The sequence below is a fragment of the Promicromonospora sp. NPDC060204 genome, from assembly GCF_042728455.1.
GTDB lineage: Bacteria > Actinomycetota > Actinomycetes > Actinomycetales > Cellulomonadaceae > Promicromonospora.
Genome location: NZ_JBHWZO010000003.1, coordinates 25351 through 46619 on the forward strand (window position 1 = coordinate 25351; position 21269 = coordinate 46619).

Consider the following 21269-nt stretch of genomic DNA (forward strand, 5'->3'; position numbering starts at 1 on the left):
TGTACCGTCGCGTCCATGACCGAGACGATCGCCGCGTCGGTGACCCTGACCCATACCGCCGCCCTGGCGCGGCTGGGGCACGCGCTGTCCGACGAGACCCGCACCCGGATCCTGCTCGCGCTGCGGGAGGCGCCGGCCTACCCGTCCGACCTCGCCGACGCGCTGGGGGTGTCCCGGCAGGTGATGTCCAACCAGCTCGCCTGCCTGCGCGGCTGCGGTCTGGTCGAGTCCGTCAAGGACGGACGGCGCTCCTGGTACCGCCTCGCAGACACCCGCCTCGCGCCCGCGCTGGGCGACCTGCTCGGCCTGGTGCTGGCGGTCGACCCCGGCTGCTGCGGCCCCGACTGCACGTGCGCATGACGGCGCTCCCCGTGCCCCGGCCGCTGAGCGCGGCCCGGCGCGACGTGCTGGCCCGCCGCATCCGCTGGGTCGTGGCCGCCACGATCAGCTACAACGTGGTCGAGGCGGCGGTCGCCCTGACCGCCGGGCACCTCGCCTCCTCCAGCGCGCTGATCGGGTTCGGCCTGGACTCCGTGGTCGAGGTGCTGTCGGCGGCAGCGGTCGCCTGGCAGTTCGCGGGCCGCGACCCGGAGGCCCGCGAGAAGGTCGCGATGCGCCTGATCGCCGTCTCGTTCTTCGGCCTGGCCGCGTTCGTCACCGTCGACGCCGCCCGCGCCCTGCTCGGCGCCACCTCGCCCGAGCACTCCACGGTCGGCATCGTCCTGGCCGCCGTCAGCCTGCTGGTCATGCCGGGGCTGTCGTGGTTCGAGCGCCGCACGGGCCGCGAGCTCGGCTCCGCCTCCGCCGTGGCCGACTCCCGGCAGACCCTGATCTGCTCCTACCTCTCGGCGGCCCTGCTCGCCGGGCTCCTGCTCAACAGCCTGCTCGGCTGGTGGTGGGCCGACCCGGTCGCGGCCGTGGTCATCGCGGGCTTCGCCGTCCGCGAGGGCTGGGAGGCGTGGCACGGCGACGCCTGCTGCACCCCCGTGGCCCAGCTCGTGGGCGAGAGCGAGCGCGGGGCCGAGCAGGGGTGCGACGACGGCTGCCGCTGCGGGGACCAGACGCCCTCCTGAGCCGCACCGGCTACTCCGGTCCGAGCAGCAGCCGCCGCGCCGACCACCGTGCGAGATCCGCCTCGAGGAGCGCGGGGTCCCGCCGCGGCGGGACCTCGTCGAGGATCTCGAGTCGCGTGATCCGCTCGATGCGGAACCCGCGGATCGCATCGCGAAGCCGGCACCAGCCGCTGAGCAGCCACGTGTCAGCGGCACGAAGGAGACCCATGGTCTCGACCTCGCGGACGGTCGTGGCGGAACGGTCCGGTGTGCCGTCGGTACCCTCGCCCACGTAGGTGAGCCGCACCACGCGGCGTGCGGCGATCGCGTCGGAGAGGATCCCGAGCGGCACGGCCCTCTCGGTCGGGGGTGCGGCGTCGATGACGTGCATCGTTCCGAGCAGCTCCTGCACGGGCTCGCGGTGCGCCTCGTCCATGACCGCGGCGATCTTGGCGCCGGCCCGGCGGGCAGCTCCTTGGTAGGGCGAGGACTCGAGGAGCGCGAGGCCGGCGAGCACCGCCAACGACTCGGCGGCGGAGAGGTTCAGGGGCGGCAGCGAGTACTCACGGAGGATTGCGTACCCGCCCGCGGCCCCGTGCTCCGCGTAGACAGGGACGCCGGCCACCTGGAGCGAGCCGATGTCTCGTTCGATCGTCCGTGCGGACACACCGAACTCGCGGGCGAGCCGAGCGGCGGACCAGGGGCGCCGCGCACCGCGAAGCAGGTCGACCAGGGCGTACTGCCGCTCGGCTCGCTTCATGCCTCACATTCTTTCAGGGCTTCTTCCGGGGCATCTTGCAGGCCTTCTTGCGGGCCATCTTGAAGGGCGAGAGGAGTCGGGTGGGTGGTCAGCTCCGCATGCTGCGCTGCCCGCCCACGGACCAGACCCGGCGGACCCGACCGTCTCCATCGAAGTCGAAGACGTCCACGCCACCTGCCTGCTGACCGTTCGCGTCGACGTCCCAGAGCAACCGGCCGTGGTCACCGTCGATGGCATCGGCAATCCTCGTGAAGACGACGCCCGGGTTCTGCCCGTGCCACCAGGCGAGATACCGCGCGAAGTCCTCGGAGGTGCGGATGTCGTCCGCGGGTGTCGACCCGTCGGGCTCGGTGACGGCGAAGTGGATCCGGAAGTCGTCCGCACAGATCTGTCGTGCGATGTCGCCGTCGGTGTTCCACATCGTCAGCCACACGTCGAGCGCGTGCCGGGCGGCGGAGCTGGGTGTCGTCGTCGGGTTCGTGGTGTCGGTCATGGGTCCACTGTCGGCCGACGACGCGACAGCCGTGTGTCGGTGTTCCTCAAAGCCGAGGCGTTGTTCCCCGAGCCGGCGCAGCGCCGGCACCGCGGGTCCGACGTACTTCGAGGCCCTAGCCCGCGACGCCGAGCTCCGGCGGCAGGTCGCCGTCGTGCCGTACCACCAGCGACGTGACCGCGCGGGTGAGGCAGACGTAGAGGCGGCGCAGGCCCGTGGCGTGGTTGGGCTCGGCCGCGACGATCGCGGCCGGGTCGTGCAGCACCACGTGGTCGAACTCCAGGCCCTTGGCCAGGGAGGCGGGCACCAGGTCCAGGTGGACGTCGAACTCCGAGGTGTCGTCCGGCTCCGCGCCGTCGTCCCCGTCGTTCGCGCCGCCGGCGTCGCCGCCCGCGGCCGGGGCGGCGTCCTCCTGCTCGCCCACGACGGCGAAGGTGAGCCCGACGGCGGTCAGCGTCTCGCGGACGTCCGGCACGGCGGCGTCGGGCACGATGAGGCCGACCGAACCCTCCAGGTCGGAGATGCCGACGCCGACCAGCACGTCGTCGAGCGGCTCCGTGGTGAACCTGAGCCGGCCCTTGGCACGCCGGACCGCGGTCGGCGGCTCCAGGCCGGGGGCGATGCTGGGCAGGAGCCGGGCCGCGAGCTCGATCACGTCGGCCGGCACGCGGAAGCCCGCCGTGAGCTGTTCCACGTACCCGTCCGGCTTGGCCAGGTGGCGCAGCACGTCCGCCCAGTCGCGCGCCGCCCACGGCGTCGTGGCCTGGGCCAGGTCGCCGAGCACGGTGAGCGAGCCGGTGGCGGCGCGCCGGCCGAGGGAGCGCAGCATCATCGCGGACAGGTCCTGCGCCTCGTCGACCACGATGTGTGCCACCGACGTGGTCCGGTCCAGCAGGTCGGCGATCTCGTCGAGCAGCACGAGGTCCGCCGTCGTCCAGCGGGCGGAGCCGGCGGTTCGGGGCGGCCGGGCCCAGGTCAGGAGCGCCTGCTCGGCGTCCGTCAGCACGTCCTCGGCGCACTCCGCCAGGAACTCCGGGTCGGAGTACAGGCGGAACAGCAGCTTGCGCGGGTCCACCGCGGGCCAGACGGCCGCCGCGTAGTCCCGCACGGGCTTGGTCCGGGCGAGCACGTCCCAGGCCTTGTCGTCGAGCGCGTCGCCGGTCTCCTCGATCTGGACCAGCACCCGGTGCGCCAGCGCGTGCCGGAGCTGGGCCCCGCCCAGCGCGTACGGCACGCCCCGGCCCATGACCTGCTCCACGGCCTCGCGCGCCTCGTAGGCCGGGACCCGCCAGCGGAACGACCCGCGCGGCAGCACGAGGGTCTCCTCCGGGGTGCGCACGTGCGACCAGACGGCGCGGCGCAGCACCTCGGCCAGCCGGCCGTCGCCCTTGAGGGTCGCGACGTCCGCGGTGTCCGTGGCGCGGACCGGTGCGTGGCCGCTGACGATCTCCTCGATGGTCGCCTGCGTCGCGTGGATCTCGCCCAGAGCGGGCAGCACGTCGCGGATGTACCGCAGGAAGCTCTTGTTCGGCCCGACGACGAGCACGCCGCGGCGGGTGAGCTGGTCGCGGTGCGCGTACAGGAGGTACGCCGCGCGGTGCAGGCCCACCGCCGTCTTTCCCGTGCCGGGCGCGCCCTGGACCACGAGCGTGCGTTCGAGCGGCATGCGGACGATGACGTCCTGCTCGGGCTGGATCGTCGCGACGATGTCGCGCATGGGGCCCGAACGCGGGCGCTCGATCTCGGCCTCGAGGATCTCGGAGTGCGCGGCGCCGTCGCCGTCCTGCGCACCCAGGTCGGCGCGGGTCAGGGACTCGTCCTCGAACGCCGTCAGGTGACCGCGCGCGAACCCGTAGCGGCGCCGCGCGGTGATGCCCATCGGCTCCTTGGCCGTGGCCCGGTAGAACGGGGTGCTCACGGGGGCGCGCCAGTCCACGACCATCGGCTCGCCGTCCGGGTCCGACACGTGGCGGCGTCCGATGTGGAAGGTCTCGCCGGCCGTGAGGTCGATGCGGCCGAAGAACAGCGGGATCTCCGGGTCGTCGGTGAGCTGCTCCATCCGGCGCGCGAGCGTGGCCTCCAGGACCTCGGCGCTCACCCAGTCGCCCGCGTAGCTGCCGTCGAGCGCGGCGACCCGGTCGCGCATCCGGCCGAGCTGGGAGCGGGCCTCGGCCAGGAACTCCCGCTCCGTGGCGAGCTCTGACGCGTCGGCGGCCATGGGAGGTCCTCCAGGGTTCGTGTGCGGGGTGTTCGTCGCCCGAGGCACTCGTGCGAACGGCCGCGTGAGTCTAGTGCCGGGAGCCTGAACGTGTCGGCATATTTTCTTGACCGGGGCGGTAGCTCGGGAGGTCAGGAACCATATGTCCTTCGAGTCCGTTTCCACTGTCGCGCCAACCTGCCCCACGGTACGGTCGGTGCACCGCCCGGCCTAACGAGGAGCCTCAGTGTCGTCCGACGAGCTGCCCCAGGAGTTCCAGATCGACGTGCCCGACGAGATGGAGACCGGCGTACCCGCCGACTTCGCCTCGGTCTGGCACACGCCGACGTCGTTCATCCTGGACTTCATCGCCGTGAAGCAGCCGCCGAGCCCGGTCTCGGACCCCGAGTCGGGCGAGGTCACGTCGATCACCGTGCCGGGCCGGGTGGTTTCGCGCGTGCGCATTCCTCCGCAGCAGGTGTTCGAGCTCGCCAAGGCGCTCACTATGCAACTCGATGCATGGGAGAAGGAAAGCGCACCGAATGTTCGCAATCCCGGTGCCTCCGAAGGCCCGGACGGCCCCAATCGGTCGTCGGAGAATTGATTCCGGTGAATTTTTTTCTTGGACGTATGTCCAACTCGGTATCTTTTTGTCCGTTGTGACCGGGGGTTGTGTGCTAGTTTGCCCCTAGAAATACTGGGTTATACCAGTAGGGTCTTCGAAATGTAACCCTTGCAGGCTGTTCCACTTGCGATCTTCACGGATGTAGGCTGCCCGTGATCGCGACGAAGGCGTTGCAATCTCCCAGAGTTGCCCGGGGGGTCGGGCGACCCGTTCCGGCGGCCGTGTCGGGGAGCAATGAACAGGGGCGATGCAAGTGAGCAACACCGAATTCGACAACAGGGGGCGCACGGGCGGGATCCTGTTCGAGGAACAGGCTCGCACGAGCGTCGTGAGCATGTGGGGAGAGATCGATGTCTCTTTGCGCGGTGAGTCGAGTGCTGCCATAGCCAACGCCCTCGAGCGGGCCAAGGCGGTGGTCATCGACACGTCCAAGGTGACGTTCATGGACTCGACCGGCGTCGCGTTCCTCATGCAGATGTACACCTACGGGACGCAGGAGGGCCTGACCGTCAGCCTTCCGGAGCCGCCGCCGGTGGTCCGGAACGTCATCGAGATGCTCGGGGTCGACGCGCTCTTCACGCAGCCTGCGCACCGCGGCACCGCGCGCGAGGCCTGACCGTACCCGGCCCGAAGGCCGGGCGCGCACGCCTCAGCGCCCGGCGGCCAGGGCCGCGGCCCCGACGATGCCGGCCGCGTTGCGCAGCTGTGCCGGGACGATCGGCGCCCGCAGGTGCAGGTGCGGCAGGTACTTCTCGTGGTGCTTGCTCACCCCGCCCCCCACGACGATGAGGTCGGGGGAGATCAGGTCCTCGACCACCCCGAAGTAGCGCTGCAGGCGCTCGGCCCAGTCCTCCCAGGACAGGTCCTCACGCTCCCGCGCGGAGTCGGCCGCGCGCGACTCGGCGTCGTGCCCGTCGATCTCCAGGTGCCCCAGCTCCGTGTTGGGCACCAGGACGCCGTCGACCACGAGCGCCGACCCGATCCCCGTGCCGAGCGTCGCCACCAGCACCACGCCGTCCGCGTCACGCGCGGCGCCGTAGCGGACCTCGCCCACGCCCGCCGCGTCGGCGTCGTTGACCGCCACCACGTGGCGTCCCGTCACGCGCTGCACGAGCGCCGGCAGGTCCACGCCCGTCCAGGACTGGTCCAGGTTCGCCATGGACCGCACCACGCCGTGCTGCATGGGCGCGGGGAAGGCGACGCCGATCGGGACGTCGTCGGGCAGGTGGTAGGTGTCGACGAGCTCGGCGAGCACGTCAGCCACGGCCTGCGGGGTGGACGGTTGGGGCGTGGGGATGCGGGTCCGCTTCTCCGCGTACTCGCCCGCCGTGAGATCGACGGGCGCACCCTTGATCCCCGAACCTCCGATGTCTATGCCGAACGCCAGGTCGCTCATGTCAGGATCGTCTCATGAGCACCGAGGAGCAGTACTGGTACAACACCGAGACCCGGGCGGTCGAAGTGGGACGCCGTTCGTCCTGGTCGCACCTGATGGGTCCCTACAGCACCCGCGCCGAGGCCGAGCGGGCGCTGGAGAGCGCGAGGTCGCGCAACGAGTCCTGGGACAAGGAGGACGAGGACTGGCGCAAGAAGTAACCACTCGTGTCAGACGTACAGGTCACCCGGGTGATCTGTACGTCTGACACGTGCGCTACTTCTCGAACGAGTGCTCCGCGTCCGGGAACGAGGCGTCCTTGACCTCGGAGACGTAGTCCTCCGCGGCCTGCTGCAGCGCCGCGCCGAGCTCGGCGTAGCGCCGGGCGAACCGCGGCGACCAGTCGGTCATCCCGGCCATGTCCGTCCACACGAGCACCTGGCCGTCGCAGTGCGGCCCGGCGCCGATGCCGATGGTCGGGATCCGCACGATCTCGGTGATCCGCGCGGCGACGTCGGTCGGCACCATCTCCAGGACGACGGCGACGGCGCCGGCCTCCTCGACGGCCTTCGCGTCGTCGGCCAGCCGCTCGACGGCGTCGTCGCCCCGGCCCTGCACGCGCGGCCCGCCCAGCAGGTTCTCCGACTGCGGCGTGTAGCCGAGGTGCGCGACGACGGGGATCCCGGCGTCGGTGAGCGCCCGGATCTGCGGCGCGGAGCGGACGCCGCCCTCCAGCTTGACGGCGTCGGCGCCGGTCTCCTTGAAGATCCGCACCGACGTCTCCAGCGCCTGCTGCGGCCCGGCCTCGTAGGAGCCGAACGGCAGGTCGATCACGACGAACGCGCGCTTCGTGGCCCGCGCGACGGCGCGGGCGGCCGGGATCATGTCGTCCACGGTCACGGGGATCGTGCTGGTGTGCCCGTGCATGACGTTCCCGATGGAGTCGCCCACCAGCAGGATGTCCATCCCGGCCGCGTCGAAGATCGCGGCGGTCACCGCGTCGTACGCGGTGAGCATCGCGAGCTTCTCACCCTTGGCCTTGGCCTCGGCCAGATGGTGCACGCGGACCCTCTTGGGACCCTGAGTGGGTGAGGTGTGGGCGGACATGGTCCTCCTGTGGTTCGAACGGCCTCGGTGCCGCTGGAAAGCCTACGACCGGTCGTCCATGCTCGGTACACGCACCTGTAACAGGTTTAGTGCAAGATGGGCCCATGGACAGGCAGCAGGAGTTCGTGCTCCGCACGGTCGAGGAGCGCGACATCCGCTTCATCCGGCTTTGGTTCACCGACGTTCTCGGCGTGCTGAAGTCGGTAGCTGTGGCACCCGCCGAGCTCGAGTCGGCGTTCAGCGAGGGCATCGGCTTCGACGGCAGCGCCATCGAGGGACTCACCCGGGTCTTCGAGGCGGACATGGTCGCCAAGCCGGACCCGACCACCTTCCAGGTGCTCCCGTGGCGCGGTGAGCGGCACGGTACGGGCCGCATGTTCTGCGACATCCTGACGCCGGACGGGCAGCCGTCGCTGGCGGACTCGCGCAACGTGCTCAAGCGCACCCTCGCCAAGGCGAGCGACCGCGGGTTCACCTTCTACACGCACCCCGAGGTCGAGTTCTACCTGTTCAACCAGCTCACCAAGTCGGACCCGAAGCTGGAGCCGGTGGACCAGGGCGGGTACTTCGACCACCTGGCCCGGGGATCGACACACGACTTCCGCCGTGCCGCGATCACGATGCTGGAGTCCATGGGCATCTCGGTCGAGTTCTCGCACCACGAGGCCGGTCCCGGCCAGAACGAGATCGACCTGCGTTATGCCGACGCGCTGACGACGGCGGACAACCTCATGACGTTCCGCACCGTGGTCAAGGAGGTGGCGCTCGAGCAGGGCGTGTTCGCGTCCTTCATGCCCAAGCCGCTGGCCGACCAGCCCGGCTCCGGCATGCACACGCACGTGTCGCTGTTCGAGGACGACCGCAACGCGTTCTACGAGCCCGGCGCCCAGTTCGAGCTGTCCAAGACGGCGCGCCAGTTCATCGCGGGCCTCATGGTGCACGCGGGGGAGATCACCGCCGTCACCAACCAGTACGTCAACAGCTACAAGCGGCTCTGGGGCGGGCAGGAGGCCCCGAGCTACGTGAGCTGGGGCCACAACAACCGCTCCGCGCTGGTCCGCGTGCCGATGTACAAGCCGGGCAAGGGCAACTCCGCGCGCATCGAGTACCGCGCGCTGGACTCGGCCGCCAACCCGTACCTCGCGTTCGCCGTGATCCTGGCAGCCGGCCTCAAGGGCATCGAGGAGGGCTACGACCTCCTGGACCACACCGAGGACGACGTCTGGGAGCTCACGCCGGCCGAGCGCCGCGCGCTGGGCATCGCCCCGCTGCCGCGCGACCTCGACGAGGCCATCCAGTTCATGGAGAAGTCCGAACTCGTGGCCGAGACCCTCGGCGAGCACGTCTTCGACTACTTCCTGCGCAACAAGCGCGAGGAGTGGGAGGCGTACAGCGCCCAGGTGACGCCGTTCGAGCTCAAGCGGTTCCTGCAGCTCTGACGTTCGTGCAGCTCTGACGTACCCGCAGGTCTGAAGTTCCTGCGGCCCTGACAGAGGTGCTGCACCCCCCGCCCGCGTCGTAGGGTCGGGGGGTGCAGAGCCGCCGACCCGAGACCCTGACGACCCATCTGATCCGGGCCGGGTTCGCCGACCTCACCCGGTCCGCCGCGCTGTGGCGCGACCCCGACCTGGTCGCCGTCCTGGACAACGGTTCCAGGGGGAACGGGGAGGGCCGCGTGGCCGGCCCCGACCGCGGTGCGGTGGTCCTGGAGCCCGCCGACGTGGCGCTCCTGCGCTCGCTCGCCGGCGTCGCCGACCCCGACCTGGCGCTGCTCCAGCTCGTCCGGCTCGCGGCGGCCGCCCCGGACCGGCTGCGCCCGGTCCTCGCGGCCTTCGGCCCGGCCGCCGACGCTCCGGCCCACAACGGCTCGGGGAACGGCGGCGGCGCCGCCAACGGCAGCTCGGGCAACGGCACGGACAACGGCCCGGCCGACGACGACGCACCGCGCCCGACCGCCGTCGACCGGCTCCTGCGTGTGCTGGGCTCGTCCTCGGCGCTCGGCGACGAGCTCGTGCGCCATCCCGCGCTGCTCGACCTGGTCCGCGACCTCACCCCGGGCACCGGCGTCCCCGCCGAGGCCGTGCGCGCCGAGCTGCTGCGCGCCGTCGACGCCGACCCGGAGTCCGCCGAGCCCGTCGCGGGCACCCACCCCCGGCACGGAGAGACGGCACCGGACGAGGCCTCCTCGTCGTCGTACACGGACCGGCTGCGCCGCGCCTACCGCGCCCGCCTGCTGCGGATCGCGGCCACCGACGTCACCGCGTCCGAGCCGACGACGGTGCTGCCCGCCGTCGCGGCGGCGCTGGCCGACCTGGCGGCTGCCGCACTGGAGGGCGCGCTGGCAGTGGCGCGCTCCGAGGAGGACGACCACGGAGCCGGCGTCCGCCTGGCCGTGCTCGGCATGGGCAAGACCGGCGGCCGGGAGCTGAACTACATCTCCGACGTGGACGTCATCTACGTGGCCGAGCCGGGCCTGCTGCCCGACGGCGCGCCCGCGTGCGACGAGGACCACGCCCTGCGGGTCGCCGCGCGGCTCGCGGGCCGCCTGGCGCAGGTGTGCTCGGGCGCGTCGGCGGAGCCCGCGCTGTGGCAGGTCGACGCGGCGCTGCGGCCGGAGGGCAAGCAGGGGCCGCTCGTGCGCACCCTGGCCAGCCACGTCGCGTACTACGAGCGGTGGGCCGTGACGTGGGAGTTCCAGGCGCTGCTCAAGGCGCGTCCCGTGGCGGGCGACCTGGCGCTCGGGGAGGCGTACACCGCCGCCGTCGGGCCGCTGGTGTGGCAGGCCGTGGAGCGGCCCAACTTCGTCGAGGACGCCCGCGCGATGCGCAAGCGCGTCGAGGGCAACGTGCCGGTGGCCGAGGCCGACCGGCAGATCAAGCTCGGCAAGGGCGGCCTGCGCGACGTCGAGTTCACCGTGCAGCTCCTGCAGCTCGTGCACGGGCGGGCGGACGAGGACATCCGGTCGAAGACCACGCTCGACGCCCTCGCGGCGCTGTCCCGGGGCGGCTACGTGGGGCGCGAGCACGCCCGCCGGATGGGGGAGTGCTACCGGTTCCTGCGGGCGCTGGAGCACCGGATCCAGCTCTTCCGCCTGCGCCGCACCCACCTCATGCCGACCGCCGAGGCGGAGCTGCGGCGGCTCGCCCGCGGGCTGGGGCAGGGCGGAGCGGACGACCTGGTCAAGACCTGGCGGTCCGTGCGGCGCGAGGTGCGCGACCTGCACGAGGCCGTCTACTACCGGCCGCTCCTGCCGGCCACGGCGCTGCTGTCCACGAGCGAGGCGTCGCTCGCGCCGCGCGCGGCCATGGCCCGGTTCGCGGCGATCGGCTACCGCGACCCGGCCGGCGCGATGCGCCACGTCCAGGCCCTGACCGACGGCGTCTCGCGGCGCGCGGCGATCCAGCGCCAGCTCCTGCCGGTGCTGCTCGGCTGGTTCGCCGAGGGCGCGGACCCGGACGAGGGGCTGCTCGCGTTCCGCAAGCTGTCGGACACCCTGGGCTCCACCCACTGGTACCTGCGCCTGCTGCGCGACTCCGCGGAGGCGGCCTCCCACCTGGCCCAGGTGCTGTCCTCGTCGCGCTACCTCGCGGACGCGATCGGCAGGTCCCCGGAGTCGGTGCGCTGGCTGGCGCAGTCCGACTCGCTGGCGCCGCGGGGCGCGCGGCGGCTGGCCGCGGAGGCGGACGCGCTGCTCGGCCGGGCGCAGGAGGTGGACGCCGCCACGGTCGCGCTGCGCGCGCTGCGCCGCCGCGAGCTGGCCCGCACCGGCGTCGCCGAGGTGCTCGGCGAGCTCGGCCCGGTCGACGCCGCGCGGGCCATCTCGGACGCCGCCGACGTCGTCCTGGCGGGCGGGCTGCGCATCGCGGAGCACGAGGCGCGCGGCGAGCGGAACATCGCCCGCGGGGACGAGCCCGCCCGGCTGCTCATCGTCGCGATGGGCCGGCTGGGCGGCCAGGAGATGGGGTACGGCTCGGACGCCGACATCATGTTCGTCTACGAGGCGGTGGGCGGCGCCGGGGACAAGGCGGCCAACGACTACGCCCTGACGGTGGCGAAGGGCATGCGGCGGATCCTCACCGCCGTCGGGCCGGAGCCGGGCCTGCCCGTGGACGCCGACCTGCGGCCCGAGGGCCGCAGCGGGCCCCTGGTGCGCTCCTTCGACTCCTACGTGGAGTACTACGGCCGCTGGTCCTCACCCTGGGAGGCGCAGGCGCTGCTGCGGGCGCGCGCCCTGTCGGGCACGCTCAGCGTGGTCGCGGCGGGTGGTCCGGACGAGGGTGCGGTGGCGGCCTCGCTGTCCGACGGCGGGGGCACCCTGCCGGACGGCGGGACCGATCTCGACCTGGGACCCGGCGCCGAGGGCGGACGGTCGCTGGGCGCACGGTTCACCGAGCTCATCGACCCCCTGCGTTACCCCGAGGGCGGGCTGGACGCCGCGGTGCTGCGCGAGGTGCGGCGCATCAAGGCGCGCGTCGAGTCGGAGCGCCTACCGCGTGGCGCCGACCCGGCGCGGCACCTGAAGCTGGGCCGGGGCGGGGTCTCCGACGTCGAGTGGACCGTGCAGCTCCTGCAGCTCCAGCACGCGTACGAGGTGCCGGGCCTGCGGACCACGGGCACGATCTCCGCGCTGAAGGCCGCGAACGAGGCCGGCCTGCTGACCGACGACGACGCCGAGGTGCTGCTGGAGGCGTGGGTGCTCGCGTCGCGGCTGCGGTCGGCGATCGTGCTGTGGTCCGGGCGGACGACGGGCGCCGGCGTCGACATGCTGCCGCACGACAGCCACGCCCTGACCGGCATCGCCCGGCTGCTCGGCGACGTGGGCACGGGCCCGGAGCTGGAGGAGCTGTACCTGCGGCTGGCCCGCCGTGCCCGAGCGGTGATGGAACGAATCTTCTACGGCGCGGAGTGAGGCGCGCCCCAGGCTCGACAACTGACCATCCAGCTGCTGCCAGCCAGGTGAGGTGCTTGGCAGCAGGTGCATGGTCGGTCACCCGATCGGGCTGATCGGGTCAGGCGGTCAGGCGGTCAGGCCCGCGCGGGTCGCTACCTCCTTGGCAACCTCGGCCGGTCGGAGGGTCGTCGTGTCGATCACGTCGGTACGTGCGGTGAGCCAGGGGAGCGCCGCGCGGTAGTCGGCGGCGCGGTGACGGCGCCAGCCCACGCCGTCGTCGTCGATCGTGATCTCCTCGATCGTGGAGTTCGTGACCGTGTCGCCGGCGATCCGCCGCTCGTGCTCGTCGGGGGTGCAGTCCAGCGTGAACGCCCTGAGCTCCACCCCCGCCGCCGCGAGGCCCGACGTGATCTCGTCCCAGTACTGCTACACGACCACCGTCTGCGGAGCCACGATCGTGCGGCCGGTGTGCCGGTCCAGCGAGGTCAGGGCCGTCACGACCAGCTCGCGCCACGGCCGCCAGTCCTGGAAGTCGTGCACCGGCTCGATGCCCGACAGCGTGGGCACCAGCGGCGGGCCCATCGACTCCGGGTCGAACACCACCGCCTCCGGCAGGAGCGCGTCGAGCTCCGCCGCAGTCGTGGTCTTGCCGCCGCCGAAGGGTCCGTTCAGCCACACGATCATGCGGGCAGGTTAGCGCGGCCCTGCCCGACCCGGCTGCGCACCGGCTCGGTGTTGACCACAGCAGCTGCTGCCACTGCCGGGCCGTTCCTGGCAGCACCCGCTGTGGTCAACAGCTGTGGCCGGGTCCAGACCATCGGCCCCAGATGAGCGCCGGTGTAGTTGCGCTCCGGCCGGTGATACCGCCACCAGACCCGCGCTCATCCGCCCTGCCCGAGGCAGCGGTTCGCGCGCCCTTGATGGGTGCCGCCGTCACGGTCGGAAAAGGGCGCGACCCGAGCGCCGGCGGTCGTTAGCGTGGCGGCGTGGCCGCTCCTGTTCCGTTCCGTCCGATTCCGCTCGACCTCGACGACGTCCGGTACGAGCTCGGGCCCGACTCACGACGGCGCCCTGATGTCCCGCAGGGCGAGACCGTCGAGCTCCGGCTGGACGACAGCGTCGTCTATCCCGGCACCGCGCGCCGCGTGTGGATCCACGTGCCCGCCGGCCTCGATGCCGACGCAGACCCCGCCGTCGACCCGGCCGCCCACGAGCCCGCCGAACCCGCCGGGCTTCTCGTGTTCCAGGACGGCTGGTGGTACCTCGACCCCCACGGCGACGTCCGGGGCGGCATCGTGCTGGACAACCTGGTGCACGACGGCGCGATCCCGCCGACGATCGGCGTCTTCGTCGACCCCGGCGTCTTCGAGGACCGCGCGGATCCCGCCGAGCGCAAGAACCGCAACGCCGAGTACGACGCCGCCGACGACCGCTACGTCACCTTCCTGCTGACCGAGGTGATCCCCGAGGTCCGCCGCCGGTACGCCGTCAGCGACGACCCGGACCGCTGGGGCGTCGTGGGCGGCAGCAGCGGCGGGAACTGCGCGTTCACCGCCGCGTGGCACCGCCCCGACCGGTTCCGCCGCGTCGTCGGCTTCCTGTCGAGCTTCGCCCAGATGCCCGGCGGAAATCCGTACCCCGCGGCGCTGTCCGCCGAGCCGCGCAAGCCGCTGCGGATCTTCCTCCAGGCGGGGCACCGCGACCTCGGCTGGGACCGGCCCGAGCGCAACTGGCTCGCCGAGAACCTGCGGGTCGGCGCGGCGCTCGCGGAGGCCGGCTACGACTTCCGGCTCGTGCTCGGCGACGGTGGCCACAATCCGAACCACGCCGGCGTCCTGCTGCCCGACGCCCTGCGCTGGGCGTGGCGCACGGATCCGGCGTCGGACCCGAGGCTCGCGCCGAGCGACCCGGCGGGGGGAGAGCCGCGATGAGCGGGCGTGAGCACCTGGCCGGCTGCCTGCTGATCACCGGGACGCCGGGCGCGGGGAAGACCACCGTGTCGCGGCTCGTGGCCGAACGGCTGCCCCGAGCGGCCCAGGTGGACGGCGACGTCTTCAACCTGATGCTCGTCAGCGGCCGGGCGCGGATGCTCGACGACGAGGGCCGGTGGAACCCGGGGCCCGACGGGCTGCGGGAGCTGCGGCTGCGCGCCATGAACGCCTGCTCCACCGCGAGCAACTTCGCGGAGGCCGGCGTTATCCCCGTGCTCGACACCGTCGTCGAGACGCGGGCGGAGCTGCGCTACGTGCTCGGCGCGCTGCGGGCGCGACCCCTGATGCTGGTGGTCCTGTCCCCGTCGCTGGAGGTGGCGCGACACCGGAACGCGACGCGAGCGCCCGAGACCAGGGTGGACTACGACGTCGCGCCCCTGGCGCGGAACCAGCGGCGCGAGCTGGGCGACCTCGGCTGGTGGCTGGACTCCGGCGGGCAGACACCCGAGCAGACCGCCGACCTGGTCGTGGCCGAGGCCGCGCGCCGGGCCGTGATGACGGCCGACGACGTGGAGCGGCCACGGCCCGGGGCCGACTGGCCGGGCTTCACGGCCGGGCTCGCATGACACCCGACCGACGCGGACCCGAATAAAGCATTGCCCCGACCTCGGTCGGGCGGGCAAGGTCGGGGCAACCCGAGAGATTGGAACACCGATGACAGCTGTCACGCCCCGTGCCCTGACCCACCTCACCACGGACGTGACTGCTTTTGTCGTACCTCAACCTCGGGATCGTCGCTCATGTCGACGCCGGTAAGACCAGCCTGACCGAACGCCTGCTGCACCACTCGGGCGTGATCGACCGCCTCGGTTCCGTCGACGGCGGCGACACCCTGACCGACTCGCTCGCGCTGGAGCGCGAGCGGGGCATCACCATCCGCGCGTCCGTGGCGTCGTTCCCCGCGAGGGACGTCACCGTCAACGTGCTGGACACCCCGGGCCACCCCGACTTCATCGCCGAGGTGGACCGCAGCCTCGCCGTGCTCGACGGCGCGGTGCTCGTGCTGTCCGCCGTCGAGGGCGTGCAGGCGCAGACCCTCGTGCTGATGCGCGCCCTGCAGCGGCTGCGGCTGCCCGTGATCGTGTTCGTCAACAAGATCGACCGGCGCGGTGCGCGCCCGGAGGCGGTGGCCGACGCCGTCGCGCGCCGCCTCAGCCCCGACGTCCTGCCGGTGCAGCGGGTGCTCGACGCCGGCACGCCCGCTGCGCGGGTGGAGCGTCTGCCGGACGACGGCCTGCGGGCCTGGCTCGCGGGCGAGTCCCGGCGGGGTGCCGCGCACCCGGTGCTGTTCGGGTCGGCGGTGACCGGCGTCGGCGTGTCCGAGCTGACTGCCGCGCTGGCGACGTACCTGCCGGTCGTGGCCGACGGCGGGGGCGCGCCGGAGGTCGAGGACACGCGAGCCGACGGTGCTCCCGAGGCCGGTCCGGACGCGCCGCGGGCCGGCGGCACCAACGCGCCGGCTGCTGGGACCAACGCGTCGTCTGTTGGGACGAACGCGTCGGCGGCCGCTACCAGCGCGCCGTCCGGCGTCGTCTTCGCGATCGACCGGGAGGACGGCCGCAAGCGGGCGTTCGTCCGGATGCGGTCCGGCGCGCTGCGGGTCCGCGACCGGATCGACCTGGGGCACGGGAAGTCCGAGCGGGTGACGGGGCTGCGCGTCGCGGACCGCGGCTCGCTCGACCCGCGGTCGACGGCGCGGACCGGCCAGATCGCCGTCGTGCAGGGGTTGGCGACGGCGCGCGTCGGCGACGTCGTCGGGCCGCAGCGGCCGGGGGACGCGCGGGCGAGCCAGTTCCCGCCGCCGTCGTACGAGACGGTGGTGGACGCCGAACCGGCCGCGCGCGTGCGGCTGTACGCCGCGCTGTCCGAGCTCGCGGAGCAGGACCCGCTCATCCGGGTGCGCCGCCGCGACGAGGAGATCACCGTCTCCCTGTACGGCGAGGTCCAGCGGGAGGTGCTGGCCGCGATCCTGCAGCGGGAGTACCGGGTCGAGGCGCGGTTCGGCGAGGTGCGGACGGCGCGCACCGAGCGGCTGGTCGGCACCGGGCACGCGCTGGAGATCAAGAAGCAGAACGGCAACGAGTTCCACGCCACGATCGGGCTACGGGTCGAGCCCGCGACCCCGGGGAGCGGTGTGACGTTCGAGCTGGAGTGCGAGCGCGGCTCGATGCCGCCCGCGTTCTTCGACGCGACCGAGGACACCGTGCGCCGCGAGCTGGCCCGCGGACCGCTGCACTGGCCGGTCCCGGACGCCCGCGTGGTGATGACCCACTCGGGCTACTCACCCCGGCAGAGCCACATGCACCAGAAGTTCAACAAGGCGATGTCCAGCACGGGGGCCGACTTCCGTGGTTTGACGCCGCGCGTGCTCGCCGCCGCGGTGCGTCGGGCGGGGACGGTGGTGTGCGAGCCGATGCACCGGTTCGTGATCGAGCTGCCGGAGGACACCGTCGGGCCCGTGGCGTCGCTGGTGGGCCGGCTGGGCGGGATGCCGTTCGAGTCGCGCTTGGGGAGCGGCGGCATCGTCATCATGCACGGCGAGATCCCGGCCGGGAGCGTGGCGGCGCTGCAGCGGGACCTGCCGGGCCTGACCCACGGGGAGGGCATGTGCCGCACGGAGCACGACAGATTCGAGCCGCTCCGGGAGCCGGTCCGGGCGTGAGGTGGTGGGGCGGTGCGCGGCGGCGCTGCCGGCTCCACGGCCGGCTGCACTGCCGGCTCCACAAATCGGACATGCAGTTGCTGCCAGGACGGGGGCGGTCCTGGCAGCAACTGCATGGTCATCGGGAGGCCCGGCCAGCAAACCACCCAGTCTCATATAAACAACAGAACCAGCCGATTGGGGGTCCGGTACACCGCAGGTGAGTGCTGATGCACTCATCGAGGTTGACCGAGAACCTCCGGCTCCTTTCCTGGCAGCGGGTACGTGAGTACGCCGTACCGCCGCCGATGATCGAGACCTCCACGGTCCGCCGTCAGGTGGGCGACTGGGCGGGCGCCTGCGCGGCCGCGCACGTGGACGTCGACGTGGACCTTCGAGAGCTCCGACGTCGTCATGGCGTCGAGCTCGCTGCTGCCGTTCGGGCGGACCTCCGCCGGCTCGCCCCGGACCTGCTGCGCTGGCACATGCCACGGGTGCTGCCCGACGGCCTGCTCCGGCCCGGTACCACCTGCACGCTCGCCCGGTACCCGCTGCCCGACGGTGGCACGGGGCACCTGGTGGTCCGCACCCCGCCCGCGTGGGCGGCAGGGCCACAACGGATGAGCCTGGCGTGGTGGGACGCCGCCGACACGGCAGCACAGCACCCGGATCGGCGGTTTCGGCTCGACCTGCACCGGCACCTCTGGGATGCGCGGCGCGGCGGCGAGCTGGCCGGACGAGCCGGGCACGCCCCGGACGCAGCCGCACCAGTCGGTCCCGGAGCGGCCACGGTTGTGCCGTCGGACTGGGCGGTGACCAGATGGGCGGCGGAAGCCGCACTTCTCGTCGAGTCGGACGGCGTGCCTGACGGCGGCGTCGCAGTACATCTGGGCGCCAGGCGCCTGGTCCTGCGCCCGGACGACACCGGAACCCCGCAGCCGCCCGCGCCCGAAGACCTGGCGAACTTGCTCGACGACGGCCGGCTCTCCGGAACGCCGCAGGCCAGACGCCGCCAGGTACCCGGCATCGCGGTGCTCCCGCACGCCGCGACCTGGGTGCCACCCGACGTCCTGCTCCTGCGGGCAGGGCTGATCGCGCCCGGCGACCTGCATCCGCTCGTCGCCCAGGCGCTGGCTCCGGGCAGCACACGCGGCCGACGTCCGGCACCGGTACCGGGCACACGACACGTGGACTGCCGCGGCGATGCGCACCGGCTGGCGGTGGTCGACGGCGTCCTCACCGCCCTCGACCACGCCCCGGACGAGATCCGGCGCGAGGAGCTGCTGGCACGGCTCGGCGGCAGGCCGCTGCCCTGCCTCCACGTCATCGACCAGCTGCACCGTGCGCCGACGGCGCTCGCGGACGTGCGCGCACGGCTCGACCACGGCGACGTCGACTCCGCCCTGGCCACGGTCGAGGACCTCCTGGGCGCCGAGGCAGTGCTCCGGGCCGGCGACCTTCAGGACGAGCTGGCAGCGGTGGCAGCCGGACGAGCCGCGTACGGCGCGTACCGGGCGGACCTGCTGCCGCTGCTGCTCGATGTCGACCCTGAGGTCCCGCCCGATCCGTGGGCCCGCTCCGACCGGGGCTTCCGCGCGTCCGTGGTCGCTTCCTCCACCCACCGCCGTCAGCGCGACCGGCGCACCCGCCGTCTCCTCGCGGCGTCGCACTGACCTGCCCAGCACTGACCTGCCCAGCACCGGCCGGATCCCTACCACTCACAGGTGACCCATGACTTCTCAGCTCTCCGTAGCCTCCGACCTCCTGTCCCTGCTCACCGGCTCGACGACCGAACCACGTCCCGAACCGCAGCTCACCGCGCTCGCGCTGGCGGTGGCCGCCGACGTCCCCGTGCTCCTGTGGGGCGAACCGGGCATCGGCAAGACCTCGGCGATCACCCAGCTCGCCGACTCGCTGGGCCTGCCCCTGACCACCGTCATCGCGAGCGTGCACGAACCGTCCGACTTCAACGGCCTCCCGGTCATCGGTGACGACCCGGCGCGTCTCGGTGTGCCGATGGCCCCGCCGGACTGGGCCGTCCGCCTGGCCGACGCCGGCCGCGGGCTGCTCTTCCTCGACGAGCTGTCCACGGCACCGCCGGCCGTGCAGGCGGCCCTCCTGCGGGTCGTCCTGGAACGCCAGGTCGGCGCGCTCCGGCTGCCCGACGGCGTCCGCATCGTGGCCGCGGCGAACCCACGCGGCTCGGCCGCCGACGGCTGGGAGCTGAGCGCTCCGCTGGCCAACCGGTTCGTCCACCTGCCTTGGCGGCACGACCCCGACGTCGTCGTCCGTGGGCTGAGCGGGACCTGGCCGAGCGCCGTCCTACCCAGGCTGGACACGGAGAGGCTGCCGGACGCCGTGGCGTTCGCCCGGCGAGCCGTGTGCACCTTCCTGGAGGCGCGGCCCGCGCTCATGCACCAGCTGCCGACCAGCGAGACCCGCCGCGGCGGCGCCTGGCCGTCACCGCGCAGCTGGGAGACCGCGTTGCGTCTCGTCGCGTTCGCCACGGCAGCCGACGTGGACCGCGACGTCCTCTCGCTGCTGGTCAAGGGCGCCGTGGGCGACGGACCGGGCTTCGAGCTGCTCGCGGCGATCGACCGGCTCGACCTGCCTGATCCGGAGACGCTCCTCGCTGACCCCGCCTCGGCTGTGCTGCCCGAGCGAGGGGACCTGCGTCTGGCGGTCCTGGACGCCGTCGTGCTGGCGGTGAAGAAGCGGCCGGACGAGGGCCGGTGGACCGCCGCGTGGGAGGTGCTCGTCCGGGCCCTGGAGACCGGCGCACCCGACCTGCTCGTCACGCCGGTCATGACGCTGTCGACACTGCGCCGACCTGACTGGGCGGTGCCCGCCGCCATCGAACGGCTCGCGGTCGCAGTGCCGCTCGGCAAGCACGCCGGCCTGCTGCCCGTGAGCGCGTGACGACGGACATGGACACCGAGAAGCTGTATGCGGCCCGGCTCAGGGCCTGTCACCTCCGCCCCTACCTGGCGACCGCTCTGTTCGCCCTGGAGGTGGTGCCGACCTCGACGGTGCCGACCATGGCCGTCGACCGGTACTGGCGGTGCTACGTCTCGCCGGCTTTCGTCGAGCGGACACCGCTGGACGAGCTCGCCGGGGTGTGGGTGCACGAGGTCTCCCACCTGCTGCGGGACCATCACGGTCGCGGCAACCGGCTCACCGGGGCTCGCACCGGGGCTGAGGCGCGCGTCCGGCGGTTTCAGATCAACCTGGCCGCCGACTGCGAGATCAACGACGACATCGTCGACGACGATCTGCCGCTGCCGTCGGGTGCCGTCACTCCCGCCCGGCTGCACCTCGAGCCGGGCCTGCTCCTCGAGGAGTACGTCAATGACATCAGTCCTGGTCCCCTGACGGACCCGTACGCCTGGCACGATTGCGGCAGCGGTGCGGACGGACAGGACCGGGCCTGGGACCTGGGGGAGGGGAGCTCCCAGGGCCTGTCCGAGTCGGAGCGTCAGGCCGTCAGGTTCCGGGTCGCTCGCGGGATCGTCGGGGCACCCGGTGACGCGCCCGCGGGGTGGCAGCGCTGGGCCAACGACGTCGTGCACCCGCCGCAGGCCTGGCGCGACCTGCTGGGCGCCGCACTTCGCTCGGCGGTCACCAGCAACGGCGTAGGCGACAACTACACCTACGGGCGCCCCGGCCGGAGGAGCGCGTCGCTGCCCGGGGTGATCCTGCCGAGCCTGCGCCGCAGGCCGCCGCGGGTCAGCGTGGTCATCGACACGTCTGGATCGGTGAGCGACGACGAGCTCGGCACCGCACTCCTGGAGGTCTCCGCGATCCTGAAGGCGGTAGGCGGACGGCGCGACCTGGTGACGGTGCTGTCGTGCGACGCGGCCGTGCATACGGCGGGACGCGTCTGTCAGGCGGAAGGGATCCCGCTCGTCGGGGGCGGTGGCACGGACCTGACGACGGGAATGGCAGCAGCCCTCGGCCGTCACCCGAAGCCTGACGCGCTCGTGGTCCTGACCGACGGGCAGACGGGGTGGCCCTCCGTCAGGCCGTCGTGCCGAACGGTGGTGGGGCTGTTCCCTCGACCGAGCGAGTGGAACGAGGACCATGACTACCAGCCCCCGTCGCCGCCCTCGTGGGCTCGCGTGGTGCGGCTCGGGTGAC

General features: G+C 72.9%; 20 protein-coding genes. 13 read left to right on the forward strand and 7 right to left on the reverse strand.

Annotation, left to right across the window (positions count from 1 at the left end):
- Positions 1-15 precede the first annotated feature (15 nt).
- Positions 16-360 carry an ArsR/SmtB family transcription factor gene (locus tag ACFWEJ_RS00760; RefSeq protein WP_377227290.1) on the forward strand — a complete coding sequence of 115 codons (345 nt, stop codon included), beginning with the start codon at positions 16-18 and terminating at the stop codon, positions 358-360.
- Positions 357-1073: a cation transporter gene (locus ACFWEJ_RS00765; protein ID WP_377227291.1), complete on the forward strand. Its 717-nt coding sequence runs from the start codon at positions 357-359 to the stop codon at positions 1071-1073. The genes ACFWEJ_RS00760 and ACFWEJ_RS00765 overlap by 4 nt, the downstream gene beginning before the upstream one ends.
- A gap of 10 nt (positions 1074-1083) precedes the next feature.
- Here the strand turns inward: ACFWEJ_RS00765 and ACFWEJ_RS00770 are convergent, their stop codons facing one another.
- The 3 genes from ACFWEJ_RS00770 to ACFWEJ_RS00780 form a co-directional block, all read right to left on the reverse strand.
- A complete protein-coding gene (locus ACFWEJ_RS00770) occupies positions 1084-1812 on the reverse strand; it encodes a helix-turn-helix transcriptional regulator (RefSeq protein WP_377227292.1) in 729 nt (242 codons plus the stop codon).
- Between the two features lie 88 nt (positions 1813-1900).
- Positions 1901-2305, reverse strand: coding sequence for a nuclear transport factor 2 family protein (locus ACFWEJ_RS00775; RefSeq protein ID WP_377227293.1), 405 nt, complete (start codon positions 2303-2305; stop codon positions 1901-1903).
- 115 nt (positions 2306-2420) lie between these two features.
- Entirely contained in the window at positions 2421-4523 is a 2103-nt protein-coding gene (locus ACFWEJ_RS00780; RefSeq protein WP_377227294.1) for a HelD family protein, read from the reverse strand.
- 226 nt (positions 4524-4749) lie between these two features.
- Here ACFWEJ_RS00780 and ACFWEJ_RS00785 point away from each other — a divergent pair, with 226 nt between their 5' ends.
- The gene (locus ACFWEJ_RS00785; protein WP_285104248.1) at positions 4750-5106 is read left to right on the forward strand and encodes a DUF3467 domain-containing protein; all 357 of its coding nucleotides are present in this window, start codon (positions 4750-4752) and stop codon (positions 5104-5106) included.
- 268 nt (positions 5107-5374) lie between these two features.
- Positions 5375-5743 (forward strand): STAS domain-containing protein, encoded by a 369-nt coding sequence (locus ACFWEJ_RS00790; protein ID WP_377227295.1) that lies wholly within the window; start codon positions 5375-5377, stop codon positions 5741-5743.
- Between the two features lie 33 nt (positions 5744-5776).
- On the opposite strand, the gene ppgK is transcribed toward ACFWEJ_RS00790, so the two are convergent.
- On the reverse strand, positions 5777-6523 hold the full coding sequence (gene ppgK / locus ACFWEJ_RS00795; RefSeq protein ID WP_285104252.1) for a polyphosphate--glucose phosphotransferase: 747 nt from the start codon (positions 6521-6523) through the stop codon (positions 5777-5779).
- Positions 6524-6537: 14 nt separating this feature from the next.
- On the opposite strand from ppgK, the gene ACFWEJ_RS00800 reads away from it, so the two are divergent.
- Positions 6538-6723, forward strand: a complete 186-nt coding sequence (locus tag ACFWEJ_RS00800; protein ID WP_377227296.1) for an SPOR domain-containing protein — start codon at positions 6538-6540, stop codon at positions 6721-6723.
- A gap of 55 nt (positions 6724-6778) precedes the next feature.
- Here ACFWEJ_RS00800 and panB read toward each other — a convergent pair whose 3' ends face one another.
- The gene (gene panB, locus ACFWEJ_RS00805; protein WP_182617797.1) at positions 6779-7609 is read right to left on the reverse strand and encodes a 3-methyl-2-oxobutanoate hydroxymethyltransferase; all 831 of its coding nucleotides are present in this window, start codon (positions 7607-7609) and stop codon (positions 6779-6781) included.
- Between the two features lie 104 nt (positions 7610-7713).
- Here panB and ACFWEJ_RS00810 point away from each other — a divergent pair, with 104 nt between their 5' ends.
- Positions 7714-9048, forward strand: coding sequence for a glutamine synthetase family protein (locus ACFWEJ_RS00810; protein ID WP_285104256.1), 1335 nt, complete (start codon positions 7714-7716; stop codon positions 9046-9048).
- Positions 9049-9140: 92 nt separating this feature from the next.
- Positions 9141-12518 carry a bifunctional [glutamine synthetase] adenylyltransferase/[glutamine synthetase]-adenylyl-L-tyrosine phosphorylase gene (locus ACFWEJ_RS00815; RefSeq protein ID WP_377227297.1) on the forward strand — a complete coding sequence of 1126 codons (3378 nt, stop codon included), beginning with the start codon at positions 9141-9143 and terminating at the stop codon, positions 12516-12518.
- A 108-nt stretch (positions 12519-12626) separates the two neighbouring features.
- Here the strand turns inward: ACFWEJ_RS00815 and ACFWEJ_RS00820 are convergent, their stop codons facing one another.
- Positions 12627-12884: a hypothetical protein gene (locus ACFWEJ_RS00820; RefSeq protein ID WP_377227298.1), complete on the reverse strand. Its 258-nt coding sequence runs from the start codon at positions 12882-12884 to the stop codon at positions 12627-12629.
- Positions 12885-12926: 42 nt separating this feature from the next.
- Complete coding sequence (locus tag ACFWEJ_RS00825; RefSeq protein ID WP_377227299.1) at positions 12927-13184, reverse strand: hypothetical protein; 258 nt, start codon at positions 13182-13184, stop codon at positions 12927-12929.
- Between the two features lie 302 nt (positions 13185-13486).
- Between ACFWEJ_RS00825 and ACFWEJ_RS00830 the strand changes: the two genes are divergently transcribed.
- The 6 genes from ACFWEJ_RS00830 to ACFWEJ_RS00855 all read left to right on the forward strand — a co-directional run bounded on the left by ACFWEJ_RS00830 (position 13487) and on the right by ACFWEJ_RS00855 (position 21268).
- Entirely contained in the window at positions 13487-14431 is a 945-nt protein-coding gene (locus ACFWEJ_RS00830; protein ID WP_377227300.1) for an alpha/beta hydrolase, read from the forward strand.
- Positions 14428-15057, forward strand: a complete 630-nt coding sequence (locus ACFWEJ_RS00835; RefSeq protein WP_377227301.1) for an AAA family ATPase — start codon at positions 14428-14430, stop codon at positions 15055-15057. The genes ACFWEJ_RS00830 and ACFWEJ_RS00835 overlap by 4 nt, the downstream gene beginning before the upstream one ends.
- A gap of 143 nt (positions 15058-15200) precedes the next feature.
- Positions 15201-17153: a GTP-binding protein gene (locus ACFWEJ_RS00840; protein ID WP_377227302.1), complete on the forward strand. Its 1953-nt coding sequence runs from the start codon at positions 15201-15203 to the stop codon at positions 17151-17153.
- Between the two features lie 224 nt (positions 17154-17377).
- Positions 17378-18805 (forward strand): hypothetical protein, encoded by a 1428-nt coding sequence (locus ACFWEJ_RS00845; protein ID WP_377227303.1) that lies wholly within the window; start codon positions 17378-17380, stop codon positions 18803-18805.
- A 58-nt stretch (positions 18806-18863) separates the two neighbouring features.
- On the forward strand, positions 18864-20051 hold the full coding sequence (locus tag ACFWEJ_RS00850; RefSeq protein ID WP_377227304.1) for an AAA family ATPase: 1188 nt from the start codon (positions 18864-18866) through the stop codon (positions 20049-20051).
- Positions 20048-21268 (forward strand): VWA-like domain-containing protein, encoded by a 1221-nt coding sequence (locus ACFWEJ_RS00855; protein WP_377227305.1) that lies wholly within the window; start codon positions 20048-20050, stop codon positions 21266-21268. The genes ACFWEJ_RS00850 and ACFWEJ_RS00855 overlap by 4 nt, the downstream gene beginning before the upstream one ends.
- Position 21269 lies beyond the last annotated feature (1 nt).